We start from the raw sequence: 22431 nt of genomic DNA, 5'->3' as shown, positions 1-22431 counted from the left end.
ATGCGTCGGCGTGCGAGCTTTCTGCAACGCATCCATATCGACGGCCCCTTGCTGATCATTCTGCTGACCCTTGCAGCCGGCAGCCTGTTCGTACTGTATTCGGCCAGTGGCAAGAACTGGGACCTGCTGCTCAAGCAAGCCACCTCGTTTGGCATCGGTCTGGTGTCGATGTTCGTCATCGCCCAGCTGGAGCCGCGCTTCATGGCGCGTTGGGTGCCATTGGCCTACCTGGCCGGGGTGCTGTTGCTGGTAGTGGTCGACGTAATGGGCCACAACGCCATGGGGGCCACACGCTGGATCAACATTCCTGGGGTGATCCGCTTCCAGCCCTCGGAATTCATGAAGATCATCATGCCGGCGACCATCGCCTGGTACCTGTCCAAGCGCACCTTGCCGCCCCATTTGAAGCACGTGGCGATCAGCCTGGTGCTGATCGGCGTGCCGTTCATGCTGATCGTACGTCAGCCCGACCTGGGGACCGCGCTGCTGATCCTGGCCTCCGGTGCCTTCGTGCTGTTCATGGGCGGCTTGCGCTGGCGCTGGATCCTCAGCGTGCTGGCGGCAGCCGTGCCAGTCGCGGTGGCAATGTGGTTCTTCGTCATGCACGACTACCAGAAGCAGCGGGTATTGACCTTCCTCGACCCTGAAAGCGACCCGTTGGGCACCGGTTGGAACATCATCCAATCCAAGGCAGCGATCGGCTCGGGCGGGGTGTTTGGCAAAGGCTGGCTGCTTGGCACGCAGTCGCACCTGGACTTTTTGCCGGAAAGCCACACCGACTTCATCATCGCCGTGCTCGGCGAGGAATTCGGCCTGGTCGGCATCTGCCTGCTGCTGATTGTCTACCTGCTGCTGATCGGCCGTGGCCTGGTGATCACCGCCCAGGCGCAGACCCTGTTCGGCAAGCTGCTTGCGGGCAGCCTGACCATGACTTTTTTTGTATACGTGTTCGTCAATATCGGAATGGTAAGCGGCCTTCTGCCCGTGGTGGGCGTGCCGTTACCTTTCATCAGCTATGGCGGAACATCGTTGGTGACGCTGCTGTCAGCGTTTGGCGTTTTGATGTCGATCCATACGCACCGCAAATGGATCGCGCAGGTTTGAATAAGGTGAACAATTTCATGCAAGCAGTGCGTAACTGGGCTGCCCGTTGTGCGCCTTGGATCGGTGCGGTGGGCCTGTTCGGCGCTGTACAGCTGGCCCATGCCGGCGAATACGACGGCTCGCCCGAGGTAGCCGCGTTTGTTGGCGAAATGAGCCGCGACTACGGTTTTGCGCCTGAGCAACTGATGGGTGTGTTTCGTGAGGTGCAGCGCAAGCAGTCGATCCTCGACGCCATATCGCGCCCGGCCGAGCGGGTCAAACCGTGGAAGGACTACCGGCCGATGTTCATCACCGATGCACGTATCGCTCGCGGTGTGGATTTCTGGCGTCAGCACGAGGCTGTATTGGCACGTGCCGAGCAGGAGTACGGCGTACCTGCGCAGTACATTGTCGCGATCATTGGCGTGGAAACCTTCTTTGGCCGCAATACCGGCAACTACCGGGTGATCGACGCCCTGTCGACGCTGGGCTTCGACTACCCGCCACGGGCCGAGTTCTTCCGCAAGGAGCTGCGTGAGTTCCTGCTGCTGGCCCGTGAGGAACAGCTCGATCCCTTGACGCTCAAGGGCTCGTACGCCGGCGCCATGGGGCTGCCGCAGTTCATGCCAAGCAGCTTCCGCAACTACGCGGTGGACTTCGACGGGGACGGCCATATCAATATCTGGAACAACCCTGACGATGCCATCGGCAGCGTGGCCAGCTACTTCAAGCGCCACGGCTGGGTGGCCGGCGAGGGTGTGGTCAGTCGCGCCTGGGTGGAAGGTGAGCGCGCCGACGAAGGCCTGACCACCGGCATCGAGCCGGTGAAAACGGTAGGGGAGTTGCGTACGCTTGGCTGGTCGGTTCATGATTCGCTGCGCGATGATCTGCCGGTTACCGCCTTCCGTCTCGAGGGCGAGAGCGGCCCCGAGTACTGGATGGGCCTGAAGAACTTCTACGCGATCACTCGCTACAACCGCAGCGTGATGTATGCCATGGCGGTACATCAGCTTGCGGAACAGCTGGTTCAAGTACGGGGCGTCAAGTAATGCGCGCAATCATCTCTGCCAACGCTTTCAAGCTGCTCACCTGCCTCGCCGTCGGTGTGGCGCTGGCCAGCTGCTCTTCCAACCGCCCGGCCCCGAAAAGCAGTGGCAACGTCGTGCGCAGCCAGCCGGGCCTGGACATCAACCGGGCGCACAAGGACGGCGCGCCGTGGTGGGACGTGGATGTGAACAAGATCCCCGATGCCACCCCGACCGTGCACACCGGTAACTACAAGGCCAACCCGTACACAGTGCTTGGCAAGACCTACTACCCGATGCAGGACTCGCGCAACTACCGCGCCGAGGGTACGGCATCGTGGTACGGCACCAAGTTCCACGGGCAGAACACTGCAAATGGCGAGCTGTACGACCTGTATGGCATGAGCGCAGCGCACAAGACCCTGCCGCTGCCAGCCTATGTGCGGGTGACCAACCTGGCGAACGGCCGCAGCGTGATCCTTCGGGTGAACGACCGTGGCCCGTTCTATTCCGACCGAATCATCGACTTGTCCTATGCTGCCGCGAAAAAGCTTGGCTATGCCGAGATCGGCACCGCGCATGTGCGCGTCGAGGGTATCGACCCGCAGCAGTGGTGGGCTCAGCGCGGCCAAACGCCGCCGATGGTGCTGAAGGAGCCGCAAGTGGCGCAGACCCAGGCAATACCGGCCAGTACCGGGCGGGTCGAGCAGTGGACCCCGCCGCCACAGCAGCACGCAGCGCCCGTGGTACCCGTGCAGGTGGGTGGCAACAACGTGCCCGGTGGTAACGGTGGCAGTTTCTTGCAGGTAGGCGCGTTCGCCAACCCGGACGCTGCCGAGTTACTGCGCGCCAAGCTCAGCACCATGGTCAATGCACCCGTGTTCATCAGCTCGATCGTGCGTAACCAGCAGACCCTGCACCGCGTGCGCCTGGGGCCGATCGGCAGCCAGGGCGAGATCCAGCAAGCACAGGACAGCATTCGCCTGGCGAACTTGGGGCAGGCAAAGCTGGTCACAGCAGACTGACTGTGGGAGCGGGCGCGCCTGCGAAGACGGCAACACCAAACTATCGGTTTTGTCATGAATTGCCGGTCGCGGCCATGTACAATGACCGCTTTTGCCCGCAGCGACATAAAGCCGCACATTCGCGGGCCAGGCCATTGGCCATAAAACTAGACTGACTGGCGCTGGGCACATGATCTTGCCCAGGGAACATCTCAGACCATTAGCGATTTTCGAGAGACGGATGAACATCACCAACCTTGCCAAACGACTTTGCCTGCCTGTACTGCTGCTGATCACGCCTGCCGCCTTTGCGGCGGAGCAGATGACGCCGGCGCCACCGCAACTGGCAGCCAAGTCCTACGTACTCATGGACGCGTCCAGCGGCAACGTGCTGGTCGAGAACAACGGTGACGAGCGCCTGCCGCCAGCCAGCCTGACCAAGCTGATGACCGCCTACATCGCCACCCTGGACATCCGCCGCGGCCAGATCGGTGAAAGCGACCCGGTTACTGTCAGCGAAAACGCCTGGCGTACCGGCGGTTCGCGCATGTTCATCAAGGTTGGCAGCCAGGTAACGGTCAGCGACCTGCTGCACGGCATCATCATCCAGTCCGGTAACGACGCCTCGGTCGCCCTGGCCGAGCACATCGCCGGCAGCGAAGACGCCTTTGCCGACATGATGAACAAGACGGCTGCCGACCTGGGCATGACCAACAGCCACTTCATGAACCCGACCGGTCTGCCGCACCCCGAGCATTACTCGTCGGCACACGACATGGCGACCCTGGCCCGTGCGATCATCAACGTCGACCCGGCCCACTACGCCATCTACTCGCAGAAAGAGTTCTTCTGGAACAATATCAAGCAGCCTAACCGCAACCTGCTGCTGTGGCGTGACAAGACCGTCGATGGCCTGAAAACCGGTCACACCGACGAAGCCGGCTACTGCATGGTGGCGTCGGCCGTTCGTGACGGCCAGCGCCTGATCGCAGTGGTGTTCGGTACCAACAGCGAACAATCGCGTGCTGCCGAAACCCAGAAGCTGCTGACCTACGGTTTCCGCTTCTTCGAAACCCAGACCTTCTACCAGAAGGGCACCGAGCTGACCCAGGCCCCGGTCTGGAAGGGCGCTACCAGCCAGATCAAGGCTGGCCTGGCTGACGACCTGACCATGACTATGCCTAAAGGCCAATTGAAGCGTCTGCAGGCTTCGATGACCATGAACCCGCAGCTCACCGCACCGATCGCCAAAGGTGACGTGATCGGCAAAGTGGAAGTCAAACTGGACGAGAAAGTGGTTCACAGCGCCGACCTGATCGCCCTTGATGGCGTCGAGGAAGGTGGTTTCTTCCGCCGTATGTGGGATAGCATCCGTCTATTCTTCTACGGGTTGTTCAACTGATACGTGACCTGCATGCCCCCGCGCCTACCGCGGGGGTGTTGTTGTTGCCACGGCTTACGAGGCCGTTTCCGCCATGAGCGAACCAGACGTCAAGTCGCACAAGATCGAATTCCCTTGCGACGATTACCCGATCAAGGTCATCGGTGACACCGTTGTCGGTTTCAAGGACACGGTGATCGAGATTCTCAGCAAGCACGCCAAAGTCGACCTTTCCACCCTGGCCGAACGCCAGAGCAAGGAAGGCAAATACACCACCGTGCAATTGCACATCGTTGCCGAAAGCGAGAACCAGCTGCACGATATCAACAGCGCCCTGCGCGCTACCGGCATCGTGAAAATGGTGCTTTGATGTCCGCCTGCCTCGGTTTTCGCGAGCTTGGCCTGCAGCCCTATGAACCGGTGCTGGAGGCCATGCGTCGTTTTACCGAGCAGCGCAGCCCGGACAGCCAGGATGAAATCTGGCTGGTCGAGCACCCTGCGGTCTTCACCCAGGGGCAGGCCGGCAAGGCCGAGCACCTGCTGGTGCCGGGCGACATACCGGTGGTGCAGACCGACCGCGGCGGTCAGGTCACTTACCATGGCCCCGGGCAGTTGGTGGCCTACCTGCTGCTGGATGTGCGCCGGCTGGGCTTTGGCGTGCGTGAGCTGGTCAGCCGTATCGAGCTGGCCCTGATCGACCTGCTCGCCAGCTATGCTGTTCAGGCGTCTGCCAAGCCCGATGCCCCGGGTGTCTATGTCGACGGAGCGAAAATCGCCTCCCTCGGCCTGCGAATTCGCAACGGCCGTTCGTTTCACGGCCTTGCCCTGAACGTGGACATGGACCTTGCGCCATTCCGCCGAATCAACCCCTGCGGCTATGCGGGGCTGGCGATGACCCAGCTGCGCGACCTGGCAGGTCCGATCGAACTCGACGAGGTCAGGACAAGGCTGCGCGGACAGCTGGTCAAGCACCTCGACTACGCTGAGCAGACGACCCTCACGGGCGGAATCGACTGAATATGACAACTGTGCAAGAAGCCGTGCCGAACCTGATACCTACCCAGGATGCCACCCCGCGCCCAGCGCCGAAGAAGGTGGAAGCTGGGGTCAAGCTGCGTGGTGCCGACAAAGTCGCGCGCATCCCGGTGAAGATCATCCCTACCGATGAGCTACCCAAGAAGCCCGACTGGATTCGCGTGCGTATCCCGGTGTCGCCCGAGGTTGACCGCATCAAACAACTGCTGCGCAAGCACAAACTGCACAGCGTGTGTGAAGAGGCCTCCTGCCCGAACCTGGGCGAGTGCTTCTCGGGTGGTACCGCCACCTTCATGATCATGGGTGACATCTGCACCCGTCGTTGCCCGTTCTGCGACGTTGGTCACGGCCGACCGAAGCCGCTGGATCTGGACGAGCCGAAAAACCTGGCGGTTGCCATTGCCGACCTGCGCCTGAAGTATGTGGTGATCACCTCGGTGGACCGCGACGACCTGCGTGACGGTGGTGCCCAGCACTTCGCTGACTGCATCCGCGAAATCCGCGCGCTGTCGCCGGGCGTGCAGTTGGAGACCTTGGTGCCGGACTACCGTGGCCGTATGGACGTTGCCCTGGAAATCACCGCGCAAGAGCCGCCGGATGTGTTCAACCACAACCTCGAGACCGTACCGCGCCTGTACAAGGCCGCGCGCCCGGGTTCGGACTATGACTGGTCGCTGGACTTGCTGCAGAAGTTCAAGCAGTTGGTGCCGCACGTACCGACCAAGTCGGGCCTGATGCTCGGCCTGGGCGAAACCGACGAGGAAGTGATCGAAGTGATGCACCGCATGCGCGAGCATGACATCGACATGCTTACCCTCGGCCAGTACCTGCAGCCGTCGCGCAGCCACTTGCCGGTGCAGCGTTTCGTTCACCCGGACACCTTTGCCTGGTTTGCCGAGGAAGGTTACAAGATGGGCTTCAAGAACGTTGCTTCTGGCCCGCTGGTGCGTTCTTCGTACCACGCCGACCAGCAGGCCCACGAAGCCAAGATCAAGCTCTGAGCTATGCTCTAGCCTAGAGCAGAGCCACAGATGCCGATGCGCGCCCAAGGGCGGCATCGGCATTTTTGTTTGTGTCCCATGCGCTGCAAGGAGCCGCGATGTATTGCGCCAAAACCTTCCAACCCACCCTGCCAGCCGCGCTGCCGGCCAACGCATGTTTTGCCATTGTCGCCCCGGCGGGCGCGGCGCGGCTTGATGCGCACAAGGTCAGCCAGTGGTTCGTTGACCGCGGCTACCGTTGCCATATCTACCCGGGTGCCCTGCAGGCGCAGGGCTACTTGGCGGGGCCGGACCAGCAACGCCTGCAGGACTTGCATGCAGCGTTTGCCGATCCGGCCATGGACGCCATCCTGTGCATGCGTGGCGGCTACGGCAGCATGCGCCTGCTTGACCAGCTCGACTTTGAACTGATCCGGCGCAACCCCAAGCCGCTGATCGGCTACAGCGACATCACCGCGCTGCATACGGCGATCTACCGGCATGCCGGACTGGTGACCTTCCATGGGGGAATGCTCAATGCCGACCTGTTGGGGGCCAAGTTGCCACCGACCGAGTCGTCGTTGCTGGCGCAACTGGGTGGGCATGTGAGGGCAGGCGAGCAGGTCGCGCACCCGGCGGGTTTCGCTTTGGGCTGCGTGCTGCCGGGGGCGGCCAGCGGGCTGCTGCTGGGGGGCAACCTGTCGATGCTGGGTGCGACCATGGGGACGCTTGCCGAGCTGGATACCCAGGGCTGCATCCTGTTCATCGAGGATGTCAACGAGCCGTTGTACAGGGTGGATCGGCTGCTGACCCAGTTACGCCTGGCAGGCAAGCTGGAGGGGATCAAAGGCGTGCTGGTGGGCGACTTTGCCGGTATTACCACAGCCGCGCTGACACCATTGCTGGAGGATACGTTTGCACCGCTGGGTGTACCGGTGCTGGCGGGCTGGCGCAGCGGGCATTGTGACCCGAATGTATGTTTGCCCCTGGGGGCTCGGGTGACGCTGGATAGTGTTCAGCAAACACTGGTGCTGGAGCAGGATCTGTTCAGGGCGTGAAACTACCGGGGCCGCGCAGCGGCCCCGAAATGCTTACTGCTGCCGCAGGCTCTCAAGCAGCTTATGGGTCGGGTAGCCATCCGCCGGCCAGCCCAGCCCTTGCTGGGCATTGCGGATCGCCTTGCGGGTATTGGCCCCGATAATGCCATCGGCATTACCCGCATCATGCCCGCGGCTGTTCAACAGGTTCTGCAACTCCATGCGCTCGCTGCGGCTGAGCGGCAAATCCTCTTTCGGCCAGCTGCCGGCTATGAAGCCCCAGCCGCTGAAGCGATCCCCGAGCAGGCTCACCGCCAAGGCATAGGACGACGAGTTGTTGTACTTGAGGATGGCGCGGAAGTTGTCCAGCACCAGGAACGCCGGGCCGCGTGCACCGGCCGGCAGCAGCAGGGCGGCAGACAGCTGGTTGCTACCTGCCGGCAGCTGGGTGCCTGCTGGCAGTTTCACGCCCATCGCCAGCCATTCACTCACTGGTTTGCGCAGTGCGCCATCGGCTTGCCAGAAGTCGAAGCCCGCCGGCACCTGTACCTCGAAGCCCCACGGTTGGCCGCGTTTCCAGCCCGAACTCTGCAGGTAGTGCGCTGTTGAGGCCAGGGCGTCTGGTGTGCTGTTCCAGATGTCGCGGCGGCCATCGCCGTCGAAGTCAACGGCATGGGTGTTGTAGGTGGTCGGGATGAACTGGGTCTGGCCCATGGCGCCGGCCCACGAGCCACGCATGGCTTCAGGCTGGATGTCACCATGCTGGATGATCTGCAGCGCGGCAATCAGCTGATCCTGGGCGAACTGTGGGCGGCGGCCCTCATAGGCCAAAGTGGCCAGCGAGCGGATTACCGACTTGCTGCCCTGGAACTGGCCGAAGTTGCTTTCCATGCCCCACACCGCGACCAGCACCTGGCGGTCCACGCCATAGCGTTGCTCAAGGCGAGTCAGCAGCTCGGCGTTCTGCTCCAGCAGCTTCTTGCCGTTGCGCACACGCAGGGGCGACAGGGCGCCTTCGAGGTATTCCCACACCGGGCGAGTGAACTCCGGCTGGCTACGGTCTGCCTTGATCACGTCCAGGTCGGGGGTGACACCGAGGAAGGCACGGTCGAAGGTGCTCGGCGAAATGCCGGCTTGCAGGGCCTGCTCGCGGAAGCCCGCTTGCCATTGGGCGAAGGTTTGCAGGGGCTGGATGTCAGTGCTGACGTCGGGCGTTGCGCCGGGCACGGTCACCACGGGATTGGGTTGGGCAGGGGCCAGCGGCAGCGCGTCGGCGGCGGTGGGCTTTTCCGCACAGGCCACGAGCAGAATGAAGCTGGAGGCCGCGATCAGCTGGCGGGTTTCCCAGCGGGGGATAAGACGGAAGAGCATGCACAGATCCAGAGTTGCAGGTCAGGTGACGACCATACCATGCCTGCGCTTGCGATGCTTTCATGCAGCCAAAAAGTAGGAAGCCTCCCAATCTCTCGATTGGAAGGCTTCGCGGCGGTAGCTGCCTTTGCCCTTGTTCGGCTGTTCCTGGCGGCAGCGGAACAGTGGCTGGGCAACGATGGACTTGGCCTTGTTGGGGCCGTGCTTTTTCAGCTTTTTGCTCATGGCGGGCTTCCCGGGTTGGGTGGGTTTCGCGGCGCACTGTAGGCCCCCCGAGGGGTGGGGGCCAATTGATTGTGTATATGGTCGAGGCGCTGGTGCCTATGTAGGAGCGGGTTTACCCGCGTATACGGTAGCGGCGGCAACGGTGAACGGCGGGTGGAGATTGGCCAGCAGGGCCGGCCTCTTCGCGGGTAAACCCGCTCCTACAGTGGCCGCAGTTACTCGGGAGGCAGGGCCAGGCGTTGGCCAGCCATCAAAAGCGACAGCCGCGCCAGGCCAATCCACGGCGAACCTTCAGCCTGCCCTTTGATCTGCGCATCGATTCGCTGGGCATCCTGCAGCAGTTGCGCCCAGCGTTGCGCCGAGAGGCGCTGCAGGGCCTTGCTGACCAGCGGTCGGCGTTTGTCCCAGATGGGCGGGCGGGCCTGGCTGAACGCTTTGTCCAATGGCACGCCTTGGCTGAACTGCTGGGCTAGCCCCGCCAGTTGGCGCAGCTCACGGGCCAAGGCCCAGAGGATGACTGGCGGCTCCACACCTTCACCGCGCAAGCCTTCGAGCATGCGCAGGGCATGCGCAGCCTCGCCGTTGAGAATGGCATCGACCAGGCCGAAGACATCGAAGCGGGCACTGTCGGCGACGGCAGCCTGCACGGTTTCCACGGTGATCTGGCTGCCTTCGGCCAGCAGCTTGAGTTTTTCGATTTCCTGCGCGGCTGCCAGCAGGTTGCCTTCCACGCGCGCGGCAATCAGGTCGACGGCATCACGCTGGGCTGACAGGCCGGCCTGTTGCAGGCGCTGGTTGATCCACTGAGGGAGCTGGTGCACATCCACCGGCCAGATCTGGATGAACTGGCAATGGGTGCCTTCGATCAACGCCTTGCCCCACTTGGTCTTCTGCGCACTGCTGTCGAGCTTGGGCAGGCTGATCAGCAGCAGCGTGTCTTCGGCGGGGTTGGCGCAGTATTCCATCAGCGCAGCGGCACCCTTGTCACCGGGCTTGCCCGAGGGCAGGCGCAGTTCCAGCAGGCGGCGCTGGGCGAACAGTGACAGGCTTGCACCGGCCTGGAGCAGGGTGCCCCAGTCGAAGTTGGCGTCGGCACTGAACACCTGGCGTTCATCGAAACCTTGCTGACGCGCGGCATTGCGGATGGCGTCGGCAGCTTCCTGGCACAGCAGCGGGTCGTCGCCGCTGACCACATAGACCGGTGCCAGGGCGCCTTGCAGGTGCTTGTTGAGTTGGGCGGGGGCGAGTTTCATGGGGAGCAAGCGGGGCGCCCGAGGGCGCCCCTCACGGGCTTAGTTGCCCGGTACTTCCAGTGGCGATTGCTGAGGCGTCTCGGCTTGCTGGCGGCGGGCAGCCTCCAGCGCGGCAGCTTCGGCTTGGGCGCGCTCGTCGGCTTTACGCTGCAGCTCATCCAGTTGGGACGGGGACAGCATTTGCAAACGTACGACCATGGCGTTGACCAGGTCGCGGCGCATTTCTTCGCGGGCGCGTTTGGCTTCCTGCTCGGAGCCGGTGATGTTCGAGCCGTCACGCACGTAGACCTTGCGCACCTCCAGCTTGTCGCTCATCAGCTCCAGGTTGTTCAGGCCCAGAATGCTGTAGTCCAGCTTGGTGGTCAGCTCGTACTCGGCGGTACGGTTGCCGCTGTTGTAGGTCGCCGAGCGCTCGCGCTCCTGTTCGTTGGTCAGCACCAGGCGATACGGTGCGCCAGCGTGCACGTTGACGCCGCTACGTTCCAGCACTTCACGCAGCTGGACCACGGTCGGGCCATAGGCATTGCGCGCGCTGACGTCCATTTCCTTCACGCTCAGCTCGGTGGCGCCGGTGCCGCGCAGCTGGAAACCGCAGGCGCTGAGCATGACCGCCAGGCCGATTACCAGCAAATTGCGTTTGATCATGTTGTTGCTCCCTTTTGGGCCTGTTCCGCCCACCCGCAGCCAATGCGGGTGGGCGTTTTCATCAGTTGGCGACGATGTTGACCAGCTTGCCCGGTACCACGATGACCTTGCGGATGGTCAGGCCATCGATGAAGCGCAGGACATTCTCGTTGCTGCGGGCAGCGGCTTCGACTTCTTCGCGGCTGGCAGCGGCAGGCATCTCGACCTGGCCGCGCAGTTTACCGTTGACCTGAACCACCAAGGTAATGGAGTCCTGCACCAGCGCCTGTTCGTCGACGCTTGGCCAGGCGGCATCGATCACCGAGCCTGCGTGGCCCAGGTGCTGCCACAGCGCGTGAGAGATGTGCGGAGTGATCGGCGCCAGCAGCAGGGTGACGGCTTCCAGGCCTTCCTGCAGCAGGGCGCGGTCCTGTTCGGTGGCTTGCGGGGCCTTTTCCAGCACGTTCATCACGGTCATCACCTGGGCGATGGCGGTATTGAACTTGTGGAACTGGCCCACGTCGGTGCTGGCCTGCTTGATGGCCGCATGAATGGCGCGGCGGATGACCTTTTGCGCGTCGTCCAGGGCGGCAACATCCAGCTTGCCTGGCAGGCCCTGGCTGACGTGAGCCTGAGCCAGGCGCCAGACACGGCGCAGGAAGCGGCTGGCACCTTCGACGCCGGAGTCGGACCATTCCAGGCTCATGTCGGGTGGCGAGGCGAACATCATGAACAGGCGGCAGGTGTCGGCGCCGTAGGCTTCGATCATGGACTGCGGGTCGACGCCGTTGTTTTTCGACTTCGACATCTTCTCGGTGCCACCGATTTCCACCGGCAGGCCGTCGGTCTTCAGGCGGGCGCCAATGATCTTGGCTTTGGCATCACGCTCGATTTCGACATCGGCCGGGTTGAACCAGTCTTTGCCGCCGTTGCTGGCAACGCGGTAGTAGGTTTCGGCGACCACCATGCCCTGAGTCAGCAGGTTCTTGAATGGCTCGTTCGAGGTGACCAGGCCTTCGTCGCGCATCAGCTTGTGGAAGAAGCGCGCGTACAGCAGGTGCAGGATCGCGTGTTCGATACCGCCGATGTACTGATCTACCGGCAGCCAGTGGTTGGCGGCTTTGGGGTCGACCAGGCCTTTGTCGTAGTTTGGCGAGGCGTAGCGGGCGAAGTACCAGGACGACTCGACGAAGGTGTCCATGGTGTCGGTTTCGCGCTTGGCCGCAGCACCGCATTTCGGGCAGCTGCATTCGTAGAATTCAGGCATGCGCGCCAGTGGCGAACCGGCGCCGTCCGGCACCACGTTCTCCGGCAGGGTGACCGGCAGCTGGTCTTCCGGTACTGGTACGTCGCCGCAGGACGGGCAGTGGATGATCGGGATCGGGCAGCCCCAGTAGCGCTGGCGGCTGATACCCCAGTCGCGCAGGCGGAACTGGGTACGCGATTTGCCCAGTTCCTTGCGGATCAGGGCCGCTTCGATGGCGTCGAAGGCGCCAGCAAAGTCCAGTCCGTCGAACTCGGCGGAGTTGATCAGCTGGCCGTGCTCGCCATAGGCGGCCTGCCACTCGCTGCCGACTTCATCGCCAGCGCTGGTACGCACCACGGCCTTGACCGGCAGGTTGTACTTGTGGGCGAACTCGAAGTCGCGCTCGTCGTGGGCCGGCACGGCCATTACCGCGCCATCGCCGTAGTGCATCAGCACGTAGTTGGCGACCCATACTGGCAGCTTCTCGCCAGTGAGCGGGTGCTCGACCAGCAGGGAAGTGGCCATGCCTTTCTTCTCCTGCGTGGCCATGTCGGCTTCGGCAACGCTGCCGCTCTTGCACTCATCGATGAACGCCTGCAGCGCCGGGTTGCCCTGCGCAGCCTGGGTGGCCAGCGGGTGCTCGGCGGCGACGGCGACGTAGGTGGCGCCCATCAGCGTGTCCGGACGGGTGGTGAAGACTTTGAGGGTGCCTTCGTGGCCGATGCTGGCCTTGTCGTACGGGAACTGGACTTCCATGCCGCGCGATTTGCCGATCCAGTTGCGCTGCATGGTCTTGACCTGTTCAGGCCAGCCCGGCAGCTCGTCGAGGCTCTCCAGCAGCTCGTCGGCGTAATCGGTGATGCGGAAGTAGTACATCGGGATTTCGCGCTTCTCGATCAGCGCGCCCGAACGCCAGCCACGGCCGTCGATGACTTGTTCGTTGGCCAGTACGGTCTGGTCTGCCGGGTCCCAGTTCACGGTACCGTTCTTGCGGTAGATGATGCCTTTTTCGAACAAGCGGGTGAACAGCCACTGCTCCCAACGGTAGTAGTCGGGTTTGCAGGTGGTGACTTCACGTGCCCAGTCGATGGCCAGGCCCAGGCTCTTGAGCTGGGTCTTCATGTAGTCGATGTTTTCGTACGTCCATTTGGCCGGGGCGACGTTGTTTTTCATCGCCGCGTTTTCCGCGGGCATGCCGAAAGCGTCCCAGCCCATCGGCTGCAGGACGTTCTTGCCCAGCATGCGCTGGTAGCGGGCAATCACGTCACCGATGGTGTAGTTGCGCACGTGGCCCATGTGTAGCTTGCCGCTCGGGTACGGGAACATCGATAGGCAATAGTAGGTGTCTTTGCCTGGCTGTTCGGTAACAGCGAACGATTGTTGCTCGTCCCAGAACTTCTGGGCGGCGGCTTCGATATCACGGGGCGTGTATTGTTCGTGCATGGCTACTTTTGGCTGAGAGAGAAGAGACCTTGTTCCAGGCAGCGGAACCTCGCTGCGTCCGGCACTCCGGTGTCGTTTAGAGTGAACGCCGTAGCATACAGCAGCGCCGCGCATCGTGGGAAACCTTCGTTGCGAATGCCCGCTGGTCGCGGCGCACGGCTGCTTTTTGCAACGACGCTAAGCTCAGGTGTGGGGGGAGATATTCTTACCTTCAATGAGGTGAACGGATGGGAGAGACGCAGCTACCCGCAATCAGACCGGAGCTTTACGAGCGCCTGATCGACCGGCTTGGCCTGGCACTGGAAACGGCCAGGACCTCGGTGCGATTGCGCGACGAGATGCCAGCTGAGCTTGAGTTGCGTGGCCTGAGCCACGCAGAGTTCGAAGTGATCAAGGCCTACCTGGAATCCCTTCCGGAGCGCCACAATGCCCCTGTCGGCAGTTACCCACAAGCGGAGCCGACATCGGCCAAGATCATCTGGCTCAAGGACAAGAAACGCCCCGCCAGTACGGCGAGATCCAGGACGCTGCCACATCGCTAGCCGTTCAGGACGCCAGGCGCAGGCTATCGCGCGCCGGTTCTTCACTATCACACAACTCAAGATCGACGCCGGTACGCACTTGTTGACCGGCGTCGATCCTTCTAGGCTGCACGCCTGCCAAGGAGGTGTGGCCGATGCCGATCCGATTCTTCATCAAACAATGGCTGATGCCGCCGGGCGTGCTGTTCTTGCTGCTGCTTGCGGCATGGTGGCTGCGTACGCGTCGGCCCCGGTTGGCGGCGCTTTGCTTTACCGTAGGGCTGGGTGGCCTGTGGTTGATGAGCCTGCCGCTGGTGGTGCAGGAAACAGCCCGTGTGCTGGAAAGTGAGCCGCCGCTGGCCGTGAGCGACTGGGCCGGCCTGGCGCGCCGGGCGGATGCCATTGTGGTGCTGGGCGCCGGGCGCGAGCGCGGGGACCCGGCCTGGGGTGGCGGTGACCAGCCCACGGCCACGGCACTGGAGCGTATGCGCTTTGCCGCGCGGCTGGCCAAGGCCTCGGGCCTGCCAGTGTTGACCAGTGGTGGACTGCATTACGGCACGCCGCCCAGCGAGGCGAGGCTGATGGCGGAGCGCCTGCATGAAGATTTCGCTGTCGAGGTGAAATGGCGCGAAGAGGCCAGCCGCACGACCTGGGAAAATGCTCAGCTGACGGCCAAGGTGCTGCAGCCTTTGGGGTTTCGCCGGGTGGTGCTGGTGACCCAGGCCTGGCACATGCAGCGCTCACGCTGGAGTTTTGAACAGGCGGGGTTCGAGGTGGTGCCGGCGCCGGTGGGGTTCCTTGGGCGCGATCATGCGCGGCCGTTTGGCGGTCTGCTGCCAGAGAGCCGGGCGATGTGGCAGAGCGGGCAGTTGTTCAATGAAGTGGTGGGGTTAATGGGGTATCGGGTGTTCTACTGATTCACCGGCTTACATAATCCCCTGTAGGAGCGGGCTTGCCCGCGAAAGGGCCTGCCCTGCTGGCCAATCTCCACCCGCCGTTCACCGTTGCCGCGACTACCGTATTCGCGGGTAAACCCGCTCCTACAGTGGCCGCGTATCGCCAATCAGACGGTTTTTGCAATACGCCCTGCCAGCAACGCCCAGCCCAGCAGCAATGCACAGACAATCGCCAGCGGCCATGAGCGCCATTGCAGGTAAGGCGTCAGCTGCTGCATTGGCACCACCTCGCCATACAGCACGGCCTGCTGGAACTGCGGAATTTGCGTGGTAATGCGGCCAAACGGGTCGATCAGCGCGGTCACGCCGTTGTTGGTGGCGCGGATCATCCAGCGGCCGGCTTCCAGCGCGCGCATCTGCGCCATCTGCAGGTGCTGCAAGGGGCCGATCGATTTGCCGAACCAGGTGTCGTTGCTGATGGTCAGCAGCAGGTCGCTACGCGCAGCCAGGCCGGCGGCGAACTCGGGGTAGACCACCTCGTAGCAGATGTAAGGGGCAATCTGGTAGCCCTTGGCCTGCAGCAGCGGCTGGTCTTCCGGGCCGCGGGCGAAGTCGGACATGGGCAGGTTGAAGAACTCGATGGCCCCACGCAGCACGTCTTGCAGCGGCACATACTCGCCAAATGGCACCAGCTTCTGCTTGAGGTAGGTGCCATCGCCCTCGCCAGTGACGGTGATGCCGTTGTAGTAGCGGCGCTGGTGGTGCACTTCTTCACGCACCGGCACGCCCGTGATCAGCGCCGAGTGGCGCTCGGCGGCGAAGCGGCCCATCACGTCGATGTAGCCCTGGGCCTGGTCCTTGAGCACCGGAACGGCGGTTTCCGGCCACACCAGCAGGTCCACCGGCCTGGAGCTGAAGCTCAGGTCGCGGTATAGCGCCAGTTGCGCGTCGATGTGCGCGGGGTCCCACTTCAGGTCCTGCTCGACGTTGCCCTGGATCGCCGCCACTTTCAGCGGATCGCCTGCCGGAATGGTCCAGGCATGGCCCTTGAGCGCCAGGCCCAGCACCCAAGGGGCCAGCAACAGCACGCTGGCCACGGCCAGGAACGAGGGGCGGGTGCGCAGGCGGTGCAGGTTGCACAGCAGGGCGGCGGTGAGGGCGAGGGTGAAGGAAATCAGCCATACCCCGCCCAGCGGCGCAAGGCCGGCCAACGGGCCGTCCAGTTGGCTATAGCCGGCGTAGAGCCAGGGGAAGCCGGTCAGGAACCAGCCGCGGAAGGCCTCTTGCAGTAGCCAGAGGGCGGCGAAGCACAGGGCGTCGGCCAGTGGTGCTTCGTTGCGCCGTAGCCAGCGCGCCCACAGCCAGGTGGGCAGGGCGAAGAACCAGGCCAGTGCGGCGAAGAACGCCAGCAACAACACGATTGCCAGCAGCGGCGAGGCGCCGCCGTAGGTGTTCATGCTGACGTAGATCCACCAGGTGCCGGCGCCATACAGGCCAAACCCAAACCACCAGCCACGCCACATGGCCTGGCGCGGGCTGAGCTCGCGCAGGCCAAGGTAGAGCACCGCGATGGACAGCACCGCCAACGGCCAGATGTCGAACGGCGCCAGGGCCAGGAGGGTGGAAGCACCGGCCGCCAGGGCCAGCAGATTACCGGGCCAGCCGGGGCGGGTGATCCAACGCATGTTTGTCCTTAACGGGTGATCGGGGTCAGGCGCAGCAAGTGTATCCGCCGGCTGTCGGCGTTGAGAATACGGAACTTGTAAGACCCGATCTCAGTGGTTTCGTTGCGCTTGGGCAGGTGGCCAAAGGCGCTCATCACCAAGCCGCCGACCGTGTCGAACTCGTCATCGGAGAACTCGCTGTCGAAGAACTCGTTGAAGTTCTCGATCGGGGTAAGCGCTTTGACCAAAAAATCACCGCTGGGCAGCGGTTTGATGTAGCTGTCTTCCTCGACGTCGTGCTCGTCTTCGATATCGCCGACGATTTGCTCCAACACGTCCTCGATGGTGACCAGGCCCGCCACGCCGCCATATTCGTCGATGACGATGGCCATGTGGTTGTGGTTGGCGCGGAATTCACGCAGCAGCACGTTCAGGCGCTTGGACTCGGGTACGAAGGTGGCCGGGCGCAGCAGGTCCTTGATGTTGAAGCTGTCGCCGTTCTCCTTGAGGATCAACGGCAGCAAGTCTTTGGCGAGCAGGATCCCGAGCACATCGTCATGGCTTTCGCCAATTACCGGGTAGCGCGAGTGCGCGGCGTCGATCACTGCCGGCAGGAACTCGCGAGGCGACTGGCCGGCTTTGATGCTGTTCATCTGCGAACGCGGCACCATGATGTCGCGAACTTGCAGGTCGGCGACCTGAATGGCGCCTTCTACGATGGTCAGCGCTTCGCTGTCCAGCAATTTGTTCTGATGGGCTTCGCGCAGCAGCTCAAGCAGCTCCTGGCGGTTTTTCGGCTCATGGGCAAAAGCCTGGGTCAGTTTACCCAGCCAGGACTTCTGCCCGTTGCTCGATCGATCTTCGCTCATGGCGGTTCTCGTGATCCTTCGTGTATCAGTGTGTGATTGAGTCGGTTTCATCATCGGCATACGGGTCAGGGTGACCCAGTTCTGCCAGCAATTCCCGTTCCAGGCTTTCCATTTCCTCGGCCTCCTCATCCTCGATGTGGTCATAGCCGAGCAAGTGCAGGCAACCGTGGATGACCAGGTGCGCCCAGTGCGCTTCCAGCGATTTGCCTTGTTCGGCCGCTTCGCGCTGGACCACCGCTACACAGATGACCAGGTCGCCCAGCAGCGGGATATCGAGCAGCTCATCGGGCACATCGGCCGGGAACGACAACACATTGGTCGCGTAGTCCTTGTGCCGGTAGGTGTGGTTCAGCTCGCGGCCTTCGGCTTCGTCGACCAGGCGAATGGTCATTTCCGAGTCGGCGCTGCGCTGGCGCAACGCCAATTCGCACCAGCGGCGCAAGGCGGCGTCTTCTGGAGTGGCAGCATCCGTGGCCCGTTGGATATCAAGTTCAAGCATCTTTGCCGGGCGCCTCGGGCTTGGGCTGGCGGGCTTCGAAGCGGTCATAGGCTTCGACGATACGCTGAACCAGTGGGTGACGAACCACATCCTTGGGTTGGAAATGGGTAAAGCTGATCCCCGGAACGTCCTTCAGCACCTCGATGACGTGCGCCAGGCCCGACTTGGTGCCACGGGGCAGGTCGACCTGGGTGATGTCACCGGTGATCACCGCAGTTGATCCGAAACCGATGCGGGTAAGGAACATCTTCATCTGCTCGAGCGTGGTGTTCTGGCTTTCGTCGAGGATGATGAAGCTGTTGTTCAGGGTGCGGCCACGCATGTAGGCCAGAGGGGCGATTTCGATCACCTGGCGTTCGATCAGCTTGGCCACGTGTTCGAAGCCAAGCATTTCGTACAGGGCGTCGTACAGCGGGCGCAGGTACGGGTCGATTTTCTGTGCCAGGTCGCCAGGCAGGAAACCGAGCTTTTCACCCGCCTCGACCGCCGGGCGCACCAGCAGGATGCGGCGCACCTGTTCGCGTTCCAGCGCGTCCACGGCGCAGGCTACGGCCAGGTAGGTCTTGCCGGTACCGGCCGGGCCGATGCCGAAATTGATGTCGTTGGCCAGGATTTCCTTGACGTAGCGCTGCTGGTTGAGCCCGCGCGGGCGGATGTTGCCCTTGCGCGTGCGCAGCGACACGCTGACCTCGTTGACGGCCGGGTTGTCGATGTTTTCGACAGCCGACTCCTGCAGGTACAGGTGCACGGTTTCCGGTGACAGGTCGGTGGCCTTGGTCTCGCGATAGAGACGGCGCAGCAGCTGTTCGGCAGCGGAGGTGGTCCTGGGTTCGCCGATCAGCTCGAACTGATTGCCACGGTTGCGGATCTCGATGGCCAGGCGCTGTTCGATCAGGCGCAGGTGCTCGTCGAACTGGCCGCACAAGTTGGCGAAACGGTGGGCCTCGAAGGGTTCGAGGATGAAACGATGGGGTTCTATGGGTGCGTTCAAGGTCGTTTTTAGCCGCTCGACGGCGATGGAGTTGAACTCAAGAATAACCCTTGAATGGCAGTGGCGAAAGCACTGAAACGTTCAACGGTATGTACGGGCTGTTCTGGCCTCCCCGCGGGTCAACCCGCTCCTGCAAGGCTGGTGGGGATCCTGTGGGCGCGGGTCCACCCGTGAACAGGCCAGAACAGGTATCATGCCTACCTTTTCTTACGCATGTGTTATCTGGCCGAACATGAGCAAACGCGAACCCGCCATCTATAAAGTGATCTTCCTGAACCAGGGTCAGGTCTTCGAGATGTACGCCAAGCAGATCTACCAGAGTGACCTGTGGGGTTTTCTGGAAATCGAGGAGTTCGTGTTCGGAGAGCGCTCGCAACTGGTAGTGGACCCGAGTGAGGAGAAGCTCAAGAGCCAGTTCGACGGAGTGGTCCGCAGTTTCGTGCCGATGCACTCGATTGTGCGCATCGATGAGGTGGAGCGCCTGGGCACGGCGAAGATCAGCGAGGCCAAGGGCGGCGGCAATGTGATGCCGTTCCCGATGCCAATGCCGGAAAAGTGACCTTCAGGGAAGCGGCGAGAACGGCGTGCGCCCTTCGGCGTTCTGCAGTTCGAGCAGGTACTTGCGGAAAATCTGGCCGAGCACCTGGGTGGCATGCTCCAGTTCGTCGCGGGGCATTTGCTCGGTCACTTCGTCGGCCATGTCCAGCGCATCTTCGGCGCCATTGACCGCAGCCATTTTCAGCAGGATGTAGGCCTGCACGTTGTTGGCCTTGACCCCTTCGCCATGGAAGAACATGGCACCCAGACGGTATTGGGCGTCGGCTTGGCCCTGCAGCGATGCCTTCTGGAACCAGTCCAGGGCTTTGCCCAGGTTTTTTGGCGTTTGCGTGTAGTAATACTCGCCCAGTTCGAATTGCGCCTGGGCATCCCCCGCAGTCGCCGTCTGCTCGCAGGCCTTGAGGGCGTTTGCCAGGTCTTCAGGCTGAACGTTCAAGGTGCAGCGGCCCGCCGCCGGAATCAGCAACGAGTTACCGCCCTCCGCCAGGGCCAGCAGGGGCTGAAGAAGCAACAGGCAGCCCAGGGTCAGGGCGCGGCCGGTGCGGTTCATGGGGATCGACTTACCTCTGCAAAGCTGCGGCCAATGTCTCTGGTGGCACATTATGGGATAAGCAGCGCCAACCTTACAAAGTTTTACTCGAATTTCTGCTTGGTTGGGGAAGTCAGCTGATTGTGCGTGCGTAATTATTGCCTGTGCCGGCCTCTTCGCGGGTGAACCCGCGCCTACAAGGGGGTGTCGCTTTCATGAGTGTAGGCGTGGGGTTGCTCGCGAAGAGGCCGGTACAGGCTGGCCATCACTTCAGGGCAGCAAAGGCTTTCTCAGCCGCATCCAGGGTGATCTGCAGCTCTTTGTCGCCATGGGCGATGGAGGTGAAGCCCGCCTCGAATGCGCTCGGTGCCAGGTATACACCACCGTCGAGCATCAGGTGGAAGAAGCGCTTGAAGCGCTCGGCATCGCTGGCCATCACGTCTTCGAAGGTGACGATATCGTCGGCGCCGCTGAAGTACAGGCCGAACATGGCACCGGCCTGGGTGGTGACGAATGGCACGCCAGCGGCATCGGCGCGTTGCTGCAGGCCGTCAAGCATGCGGCTGGTGTAGTCGGTCAGCTCGGCGTGGAAGCCTGGGCGGCTGATCAGCTTGAGGGTGGTCAGGCCGGCGGCCATGGCCAGCGGATTGCCCGACAGGGTGCCGGCCTGGTAGACCGGGCCGAGCGGGGCGATGCAGCCCATGATTTCACGCTTGCCGCCGAAACAGCCGACCGGCATGCCGCCACCGACGATCTTGCCGAAGGTCGACAGGTCCGGCTTGATGCCGTAATGGCCCTGGGCGCCGCCGAGCGAGACGCGGAAACCGGTCATCACTTCGTCGAAGATCAGCACCACGCCATGCTTGTCGCATTGCTCGCGCAGGCCCTCGAGGAAGCCCGGTGCCGGTGGTACGCAGTTCATGTTGCCGGCCACCGGCTCCACGATGATGCAGGCCACGGTCTGGCCAACTTCGGCCAGGGTCTTCTCGACGGCGGCGATGTCGTTGAACGGCAGGGTCAGGGTGTGCTTGGCGAAGTCCGCTGGCACGCCTGCCGAGCTTGGCACGCCTTGGGTCAGCAAGCCGGAGCCGGCTTTTACCAGCAGGCTGTCGGAGTGGCCGTGGTAGCAGCCTTCGAACTTGATGATGGCGTCACGGCCAGTGTAGCCACGGGCCAGGCGGATGGCGCTCATGGTGGCTTCAGTGCCCGAGCTGACCATGCGCACCATTTCCATCGACGGTACGATCGAGCAGACCAGGTCGGCCATCTCGGTTTCCATGGCGGTGGGCGCGCCGTAGGACAGGCCGTGCTCCAGCTGCTTGCGTACCGAGTCCAGCACGTCCGGGTGGCCGTGGCCGAGGATCATCGGGCCCCAGGAGCCGACGTAGTCGACGTAGCGTTTGTCGTCCTCGTCAACGACATAGGCGCCTTCGGCATGCTTGAAGAACAGCGGCGTGCCGCCAACGCTCTTGAAAGCGCGGACCGGCGAGTTGACGCCGCCAGGGATGTGCTTCTGGGCTTGGGCGAACAGGGCTTCGGAACGGGACATGGAAGTATCTCTCGAATCAGGATGCGAACAAGGCGTTGAAGGCGCGGGCGCGGCGGGTGACTTCCTGCGCGCTGTCGGCACCGAACAAGCCGTGGATCACCGCCAGCAGGTCGGCGCCGTGGGCGACCAACGGGGCGGCGTTGTCGAGGGTGATGCCGCCGATCACGGCGATCGGCAGTTTCACCTGGGCGCGGGCCTGCTCGAGCAGGCCGACGTTGGCAGCGGGCGCGCCCGGCTTGGTGACAGAATTGAAGAAGCGGCCAAAGGCCACGTAGCTGGCGCCTTCGCTGGCAGCCTGGGCGGCCAGTTCGAGGCTGGCGTGGCAGGTGGAGCCGATGATTGCCTGGCGGCCGAGCAGTGCGCGGGCCGGGGTCAGCGGGCCGTCGGTCTGGCCCAGGTGCACACCGACACCCAGGCGGGCGGCCAGTTCGGCGTCGTCGTTGATCAGCAACTGGGTGCCGTAACGCTCGCAGAGCTTCATCAGCCCTTCGGCTTCACGCAGGCGGCGCGCTGCATCGTCGCTCTTGTCGCGGTACTGCAGCAGACAAACGCCGCCTTCCAGGGCCGCCTCGACATGGGACAGGAAACGGCCGGCGAGCAGCTGGCTGTCGGTGATGGCGTACAGACCGCGTAGCTTCATTGAAAGCC

At 63.0% G+C, this 22431-nt stretch carries 23 protein-coding genes; 11 read left to right on the top strand and 12 right to left on the bottom strand.

Annotation, left to right across the window (positions count from 1 at the left end):
* From rodA to ACF8FG_RS07105, 8 genes are all read left to right on the top strand, one after another.
* Positions 1-1104: a rod shape-determining protein RodA gene (gene rodA / locus ACF8FG_RS07140; protein WP_003249727.1), complete on the top strand. Its 1104-nt coding sequence runs from the start codon at positions 1-3 to the stop codon at positions 1102-1104.
* Between the two features lie 17 nt (positions 1105-1121).
* Positions 1122-2132: a lytic murein transglycosylase B gene (gene mltB, locus ACF8FG_RS07135; protein WP_014592536.1), complete on the top strand. Its 1011-nt coding sequence runs from the start codon at positions 1122-1124 to the stop codon at positions 2130-2132.
* Positions 2132-3133, top strand: a complete 1002-nt coding sequence (locus tag ACF8FG_RS07130) for a septal ring lytic transglycosylase RlpA family protein (protein ID WP_014592535.1) — start codon at positions 2132-2134, stop codon at positions 3131-3133. The genes mltB and ACF8FG_RS07130 overlap by 1 nt, the downstream gene beginning before the upstream one ends.
* A 220-nt stretch (positions 3134-3353) precedes the next feature.
* A complete protein-coding gene (locus ACF8FG_RS07125; protein ID WP_014592534.1) occupies positions 3354-4514 on the top strand; it encodes a D-alanyl-D-alanine carboxypeptidase family protein in 1161 nt (386 codons plus the stop codon).
* Between the two features lie 73 nt (positions 4515-4587).
* Entirely contained in the window at positions 4588-4863 is a 276-nt protein-coding gene (locus ACF8FG_RS07120) for a DUF493 domain-containing protein (RefSeq protein ID WP_003249736.1), read from the top strand.
* Complete coding sequence (gene lipB, locus ACF8FG_RS07115; protein WP_003249738.1) at positions 4863-5510, top strand: lipoyl(octanoyl) transferase LipB; 648 nt, start codon at positions 4863-4865, stop codon at positions 5508-5510. Before ACF8FG_RS07120 ends, lipB begins: the two co-directional genes overlap by 1 nt.
* 2 nt (positions 5511-5512) lie before the next feature.
* Positions 5513-6529, top strand: coding sequence for a lipoyl synthase (lipA, locus tag ACF8FG_RS07110; protein ID WP_003249742.1), 1017 nt, complete (start codon positions 5513-5515; stop codon positions 6527-6529).
* Positions 6530-6627: 98 nt separating this feature from the next.
* A complete protein-coding gene (locus ACF8FG_RS07105) occupies positions 6628-7566 on the top strand; it encodes an LD-carboxypeptidase (RefSeq protein WP_392518664.1) in 939 nt (312 codons plus the stop codon).
* A 33-nt stretch (positions 7567-7599) separates the two neighbouring features.
* Here the strand turns inward: ACF8FG_RS07105 and ACF8FG_RS07100 are convergent, their stop codons facing one another.
* The 5 genes from ACF8FG_RS07100 to leuS form a co-directional block, all read right to left on the bottom strand.
* On the bottom strand, positions 7600-8916 hold the full coding sequence (locus ACF8FG_RS07100; RefSeq protein WP_014592532.1) for a lytic murein transglycosylase: 1317 nt from the start codon (positions 8914-8916) through the stop codon (positions 7600-7602).
* Positions 8917-8976: 60 nt separating this feature from the next.
* A complete protein-coding gene (gene arfA / locus ACF8FG_RS07095) occupies positions 8977-9141 on the bottom strand; it encodes an alternative ribosome rescue factor ArfA (protein ID WP_014592531.1) in 165 nt (54 codons plus the stop codon).
* 215 nt (positions 9142-9356) lie between these two features.
* Positions 9357-10394, bottom strand: a complete 1038-nt coding sequence (gene holA / locus ACF8FG_RS07090; protein WP_014592530.1) for a DNA polymerase III subunit delta — start codon at positions 10392-10394, stop codon at positions 9357-9359.
* A gap of 39 nt (positions 10395-10433) precedes the next feature.
* A complete protein-coding gene (gene lptE / locus ACF8FG_RS07085; protein WP_014592529.1) occupies positions 10434-11039 on the bottom strand; it encodes an LPS assembly lipoprotein LptE in 606 nt (201 codons plus the stop codon).
* Between the two features lie 61 nt (positions 11040-11100).
* A complete protein-coding gene (gene leuS / locus ACF8FG_RS07080) occupies positions 11101-13707 on the bottom strand; it encodes a leucine--tRNA ligase (RefSeq protein WP_010955412.1) in 2607 nt (868 codons plus the stop codon).
* 227 nt (positions 13708-13934) lie between these two features.
* Between leuS and ACF8FG_RS07075 the strand changes: the two genes are divergently transcribed.
* Together ACF8FG_RS07075 and ACF8FG_RS07070 are read left to right on the top strand one after the other, a co-directional pair.
* Positions 13935-14249, top strand: a complete 315-nt coding sequence (locus ACF8FG_RS07075; protein ID WP_010955411.1) for a hypothetical protein — start codon at positions 13935-13937, stop codon at positions 14247-14249.
* A 134-nt stretch (positions 14250-14383) separates the two neighbouring features.
* On the top strand, positions 14384-15145 hold the full coding sequence (locus ACF8FG_RS07070; protein ID WP_014592528.1) for a YdcF family protein: 762 nt from the start codon (positions 14384-14386) through the stop codon (positions 15143-15145).
* Positions 15146-15291: 146 nt separating this feature from the next.
* Here the strand turns inward: ACF8FG_RS07070 and lnt are convergent, their stop codons facing one another.
* Genes lnt through ACF8FG_RS07050 form a run of 4 tightly spaced genes read right to left on the bottom strand, consistent with a single transcriptional unit; the run spans position 15292 to position 19147 of the window.
* Entirely contained in the window at positions 15292-16809 is a 1518-nt protein-coding gene (gene lnt / locus ACF8FG_RS07065) for an apolipoprotein N-acyltransferase (RefSeq protein WP_110160098.1), read from the bottom strand.
* Between the two features lie 8 nt (positions 16810-16817).
* Positions 16818-17657: an HlyC/CorC family transporter gene (locus ACF8FG_RS07060; RefSeq protein WP_003249762.1), complete on the bottom strand. Its 840-nt coding sequence runs from the start codon at positions 17655-17657 to the stop codon at positions 16818-16820.
* 25 nt (positions 17658-17682) lie between these two features.
* Complete coding sequence (gene ybeY, locus ACF8FG_RS07055; protein WP_076402298.1) at positions 17683-18156, bottom strand: rRNA maturation RNase YbeY; 474 nt, start codon at positions 18154-18156, stop codon at positions 17683-17685.
* Positions 18149-19147, bottom strand: a complete 999-nt coding sequence (locus tag ACF8FG_RS07050; RefSeq protein WP_014592526.1) for a PhoH family protein — start codon at positions 19145-19147, stop codon at positions 18149-18151. The genes ybeY and ACF8FG_RS07050 overlap by 8 nt, the downstream gene beginning before the upstream one ends.
* A gap of 232 nt (positions 19148-19379) precedes the next feature.
* Between ACF8FG_RS07050 and ACF8FG_RS07045 the strand changes: the two genes are divergently transcribed.
* The gene (locus tag ACF8FG_RS07045) at positions 19380-19706 is read left to right on the top strand and encodes a DUF1820 family protein (protein WP_003249769.1); all 327 of its coding nucleotides are present in this window, start codon (positions 19380-19382) and stop codon (positions 19704-19706) included.
* 3 nt (positions 19707-19709) lie between these two features.
* On the opposite strand, the gene ACF8FG_RS07040 is transcribed toward ACF8FG_RS07045, so the two are convergent.
* The 3 genes from ACF8FG_RS07040 to thiE form a co-directional block, all read right to left on the bottom strand.
* Positions 19710-20255, bottom strand: coding sequence for a tetratricopeptide repeat protein (locus tag ACF8FG_RS07040; protein WP_014592525.1), 546 nt, complete (start codon positions 20253-20255; stop codon positions 19710-19712).
* Between the two features lie 244 nt (positions 20256-20499).
* Positions 20500-21783: a glutamate-1-semialdehyde 2,1-aminomutase gene (gene hemL, locus ACF8FG_RS07035; protein ID WP_003249773.1), complete on the bottom strand. Its 1284-nt coding sequence runs from the start codon at positions 21781-21783 to the stop codon at positions 20500-20502.
* A gap of 16 nt (positions 21784-21799) precedes the next feature.
* Positions 21800-22423: a thiamine phosphate synthase gene (gene thiE / locus ACF8FG_RS07030; protein WP_004576913.1), complete on the bottom strand. Its 624-nt coding sequence runs from the start codon at positions 22421-22423 to the stop codon at positions 21800-21802.
* Positions 22424-22431: the final 8 nt, after the last annotated feature.

Origin of the sequence: Pseudomonas sp. YQ_6 (assembly GCF_043103245.1) — a bacterium.
Lineage (GTDB): Bacteria > Pseudomonadota > Gammaproteobacteria > Pseudomonadales > Pseudomonadaceae > Aquipseudomonas > Aquipseudomonas alloputida.
The sequence above is the reverse complement of the archived record's forward strand: the minus strand, read 5'-3'. Positions and strand labels throughout refer to the sequence as shown.

Bases quoted from the DNA above. Each gene is read 5' to 3' on its own strand.
- lptE (WP_014592529.1), bottom strand. From the start codon at position 11,039: ATGATCAAACGCAATTTGCTGGTAATCGGCCTGGCGGTCATGCTCAGC.
- rodA (WP_003249727.1), top strand. From the start codon at position 1: ATGCGTCGGCGTGCGAGCTTTCTGCAACGCATCCATATCGACGGCCCC.
- ybeY (WP_076402298.1), bottom strand. From the start codon at position 18,156: ATGCTTGAACTTGATATCCAACGGGCCACGGATGCTGCCACTCCAGAA.
- ACF8FG_RS07075 (WP_010955411.1), top strand. From the start codon at position 13,935: ATGGGAGAGACGCAGCTACCCGCAATCAGACCGGAGCTTTACGAGCGC.
- hemL (WP_003249773.1), bottom strand. From the start codon at position 21,783: ATGTCCCGTTCCGAAGCCCTGTTCGCCCAAGCCCAGAAGCACATCCCT.
- lipB (WP_003249738.1), top strand. From the start codon at position 4,863: ATGTCCGCCTGCCTCGGTTTTCGCGAGCTTGGCCTGCAGCCCTATGAA.
- leuS (WP_010955412.1), bottom strand. From the start codon at position 13,707: ATGCACGAACAATACACGCCCCGTGATATCGAAGCCGCCGCCCAGAAG.
- ACF8FG_RS07120 (WP_003249736.1), top strand. From the start codon at position 4,588: ATGAGCGAACCAGACGTCAAGTCGCACAAGATCGAATTCCCTTGCGAC.
- lnt (WP_110160098.1), bottom strand. From the start codon at position 16,809: ATGCGTTGGATCACCCGCCCCGGCTGGCCCGGTAATCTGCTGGCCCTG.
- arfA (WP_014592531.1), bottom strand. From the start codon at position 9,141: ATGAGCAAAAAGCTGAAAAAGCACGGCCCCAACAAGGCCAAGTCCATC.
- ACF8FG_RS07100 (WP_014592532.1), bottom strand. From the start codon at position 8,916: ATGCTCTTCCGTCTTATCCCCCGCTGGGAAACCCGCCAGCTGATCGCG.
- ACF8FG_RS07060 (WP_003249762.1), bottom strand. From the start codon at position 17,657: ATGAGCGAAGATCGATCGAGCAACGGGCAGAAGTCCTGGCTGGGTAAA.
- ACF8FG_RS07040 (WP_014592525.1), bottom strand. From the start codon at position 20,255: ATGAACCGCACCGGCCGCGCCCTGACCCTGGGCTGCCTGTTGCTTCTT.
- thiE (WP_004576913.1), bottom strand. From the start codon at position 22,423: ATGAAGCTACGCGGTCTGTACGCCATCACCGACAGCCAGCTGCTCGCC.
- ACF8FG_RS07125 (WP_014592534.1), top strand. From the start codon at position 3,354: ATGAACATCACCAACCTTGCCAAACGACTTTGCCTGCCTGTACTGCTG.
- ACF8FG_RS07070 (WP_014592528.1), top strand. From the start codon at position 14,384: ATGCCGATCCGATTCTTCATCAAACAATGGCTGATGCCGCCGGGCGTG.
- ACF8FG_RS07045 (WP_003249769.1), top strand. From the start codon at position 19,380: ATGAGCAAACGCGAACCCGCCATCTATAAAGTGATCTTCCTGAACCAG.
- lipA (WP_003249742.1), top strand. From the start codon at position 5,513: ATGACAACTGTGCAAGAAGCCGTGCCGAACCTGATACCTACCCAGGAT.
- ACF8FG_RS07105 (WP_392518664.1), top strand. From the start codon at position 6,628: ATGTATTGCGCCAAAACCTTCCAACCCACCCTGCCAGCCGCGCTGCCG.
- mltB (WP_014592536.1), top strand. From the start codon at position 1,122: ATGCAAGCAGTGCGTAACTGGGCTGCCCGTTGTGCGCCTTGGATCGGT.
- ACF8FG_RS07130 (WP_014592535.1), top strand. From the start codon at position 2,132: ATGCGCGCAATCATCTCTGCCAACGCTTTCAAGCTGCTCACCTGCCTC.
- holA (WP_014592530.1), bottom strand. From the start codon at position 10,394: ATGAAACTCGCCCCCGCCCAACTCAACAAGCACCTGCAAGGCGCCCTG.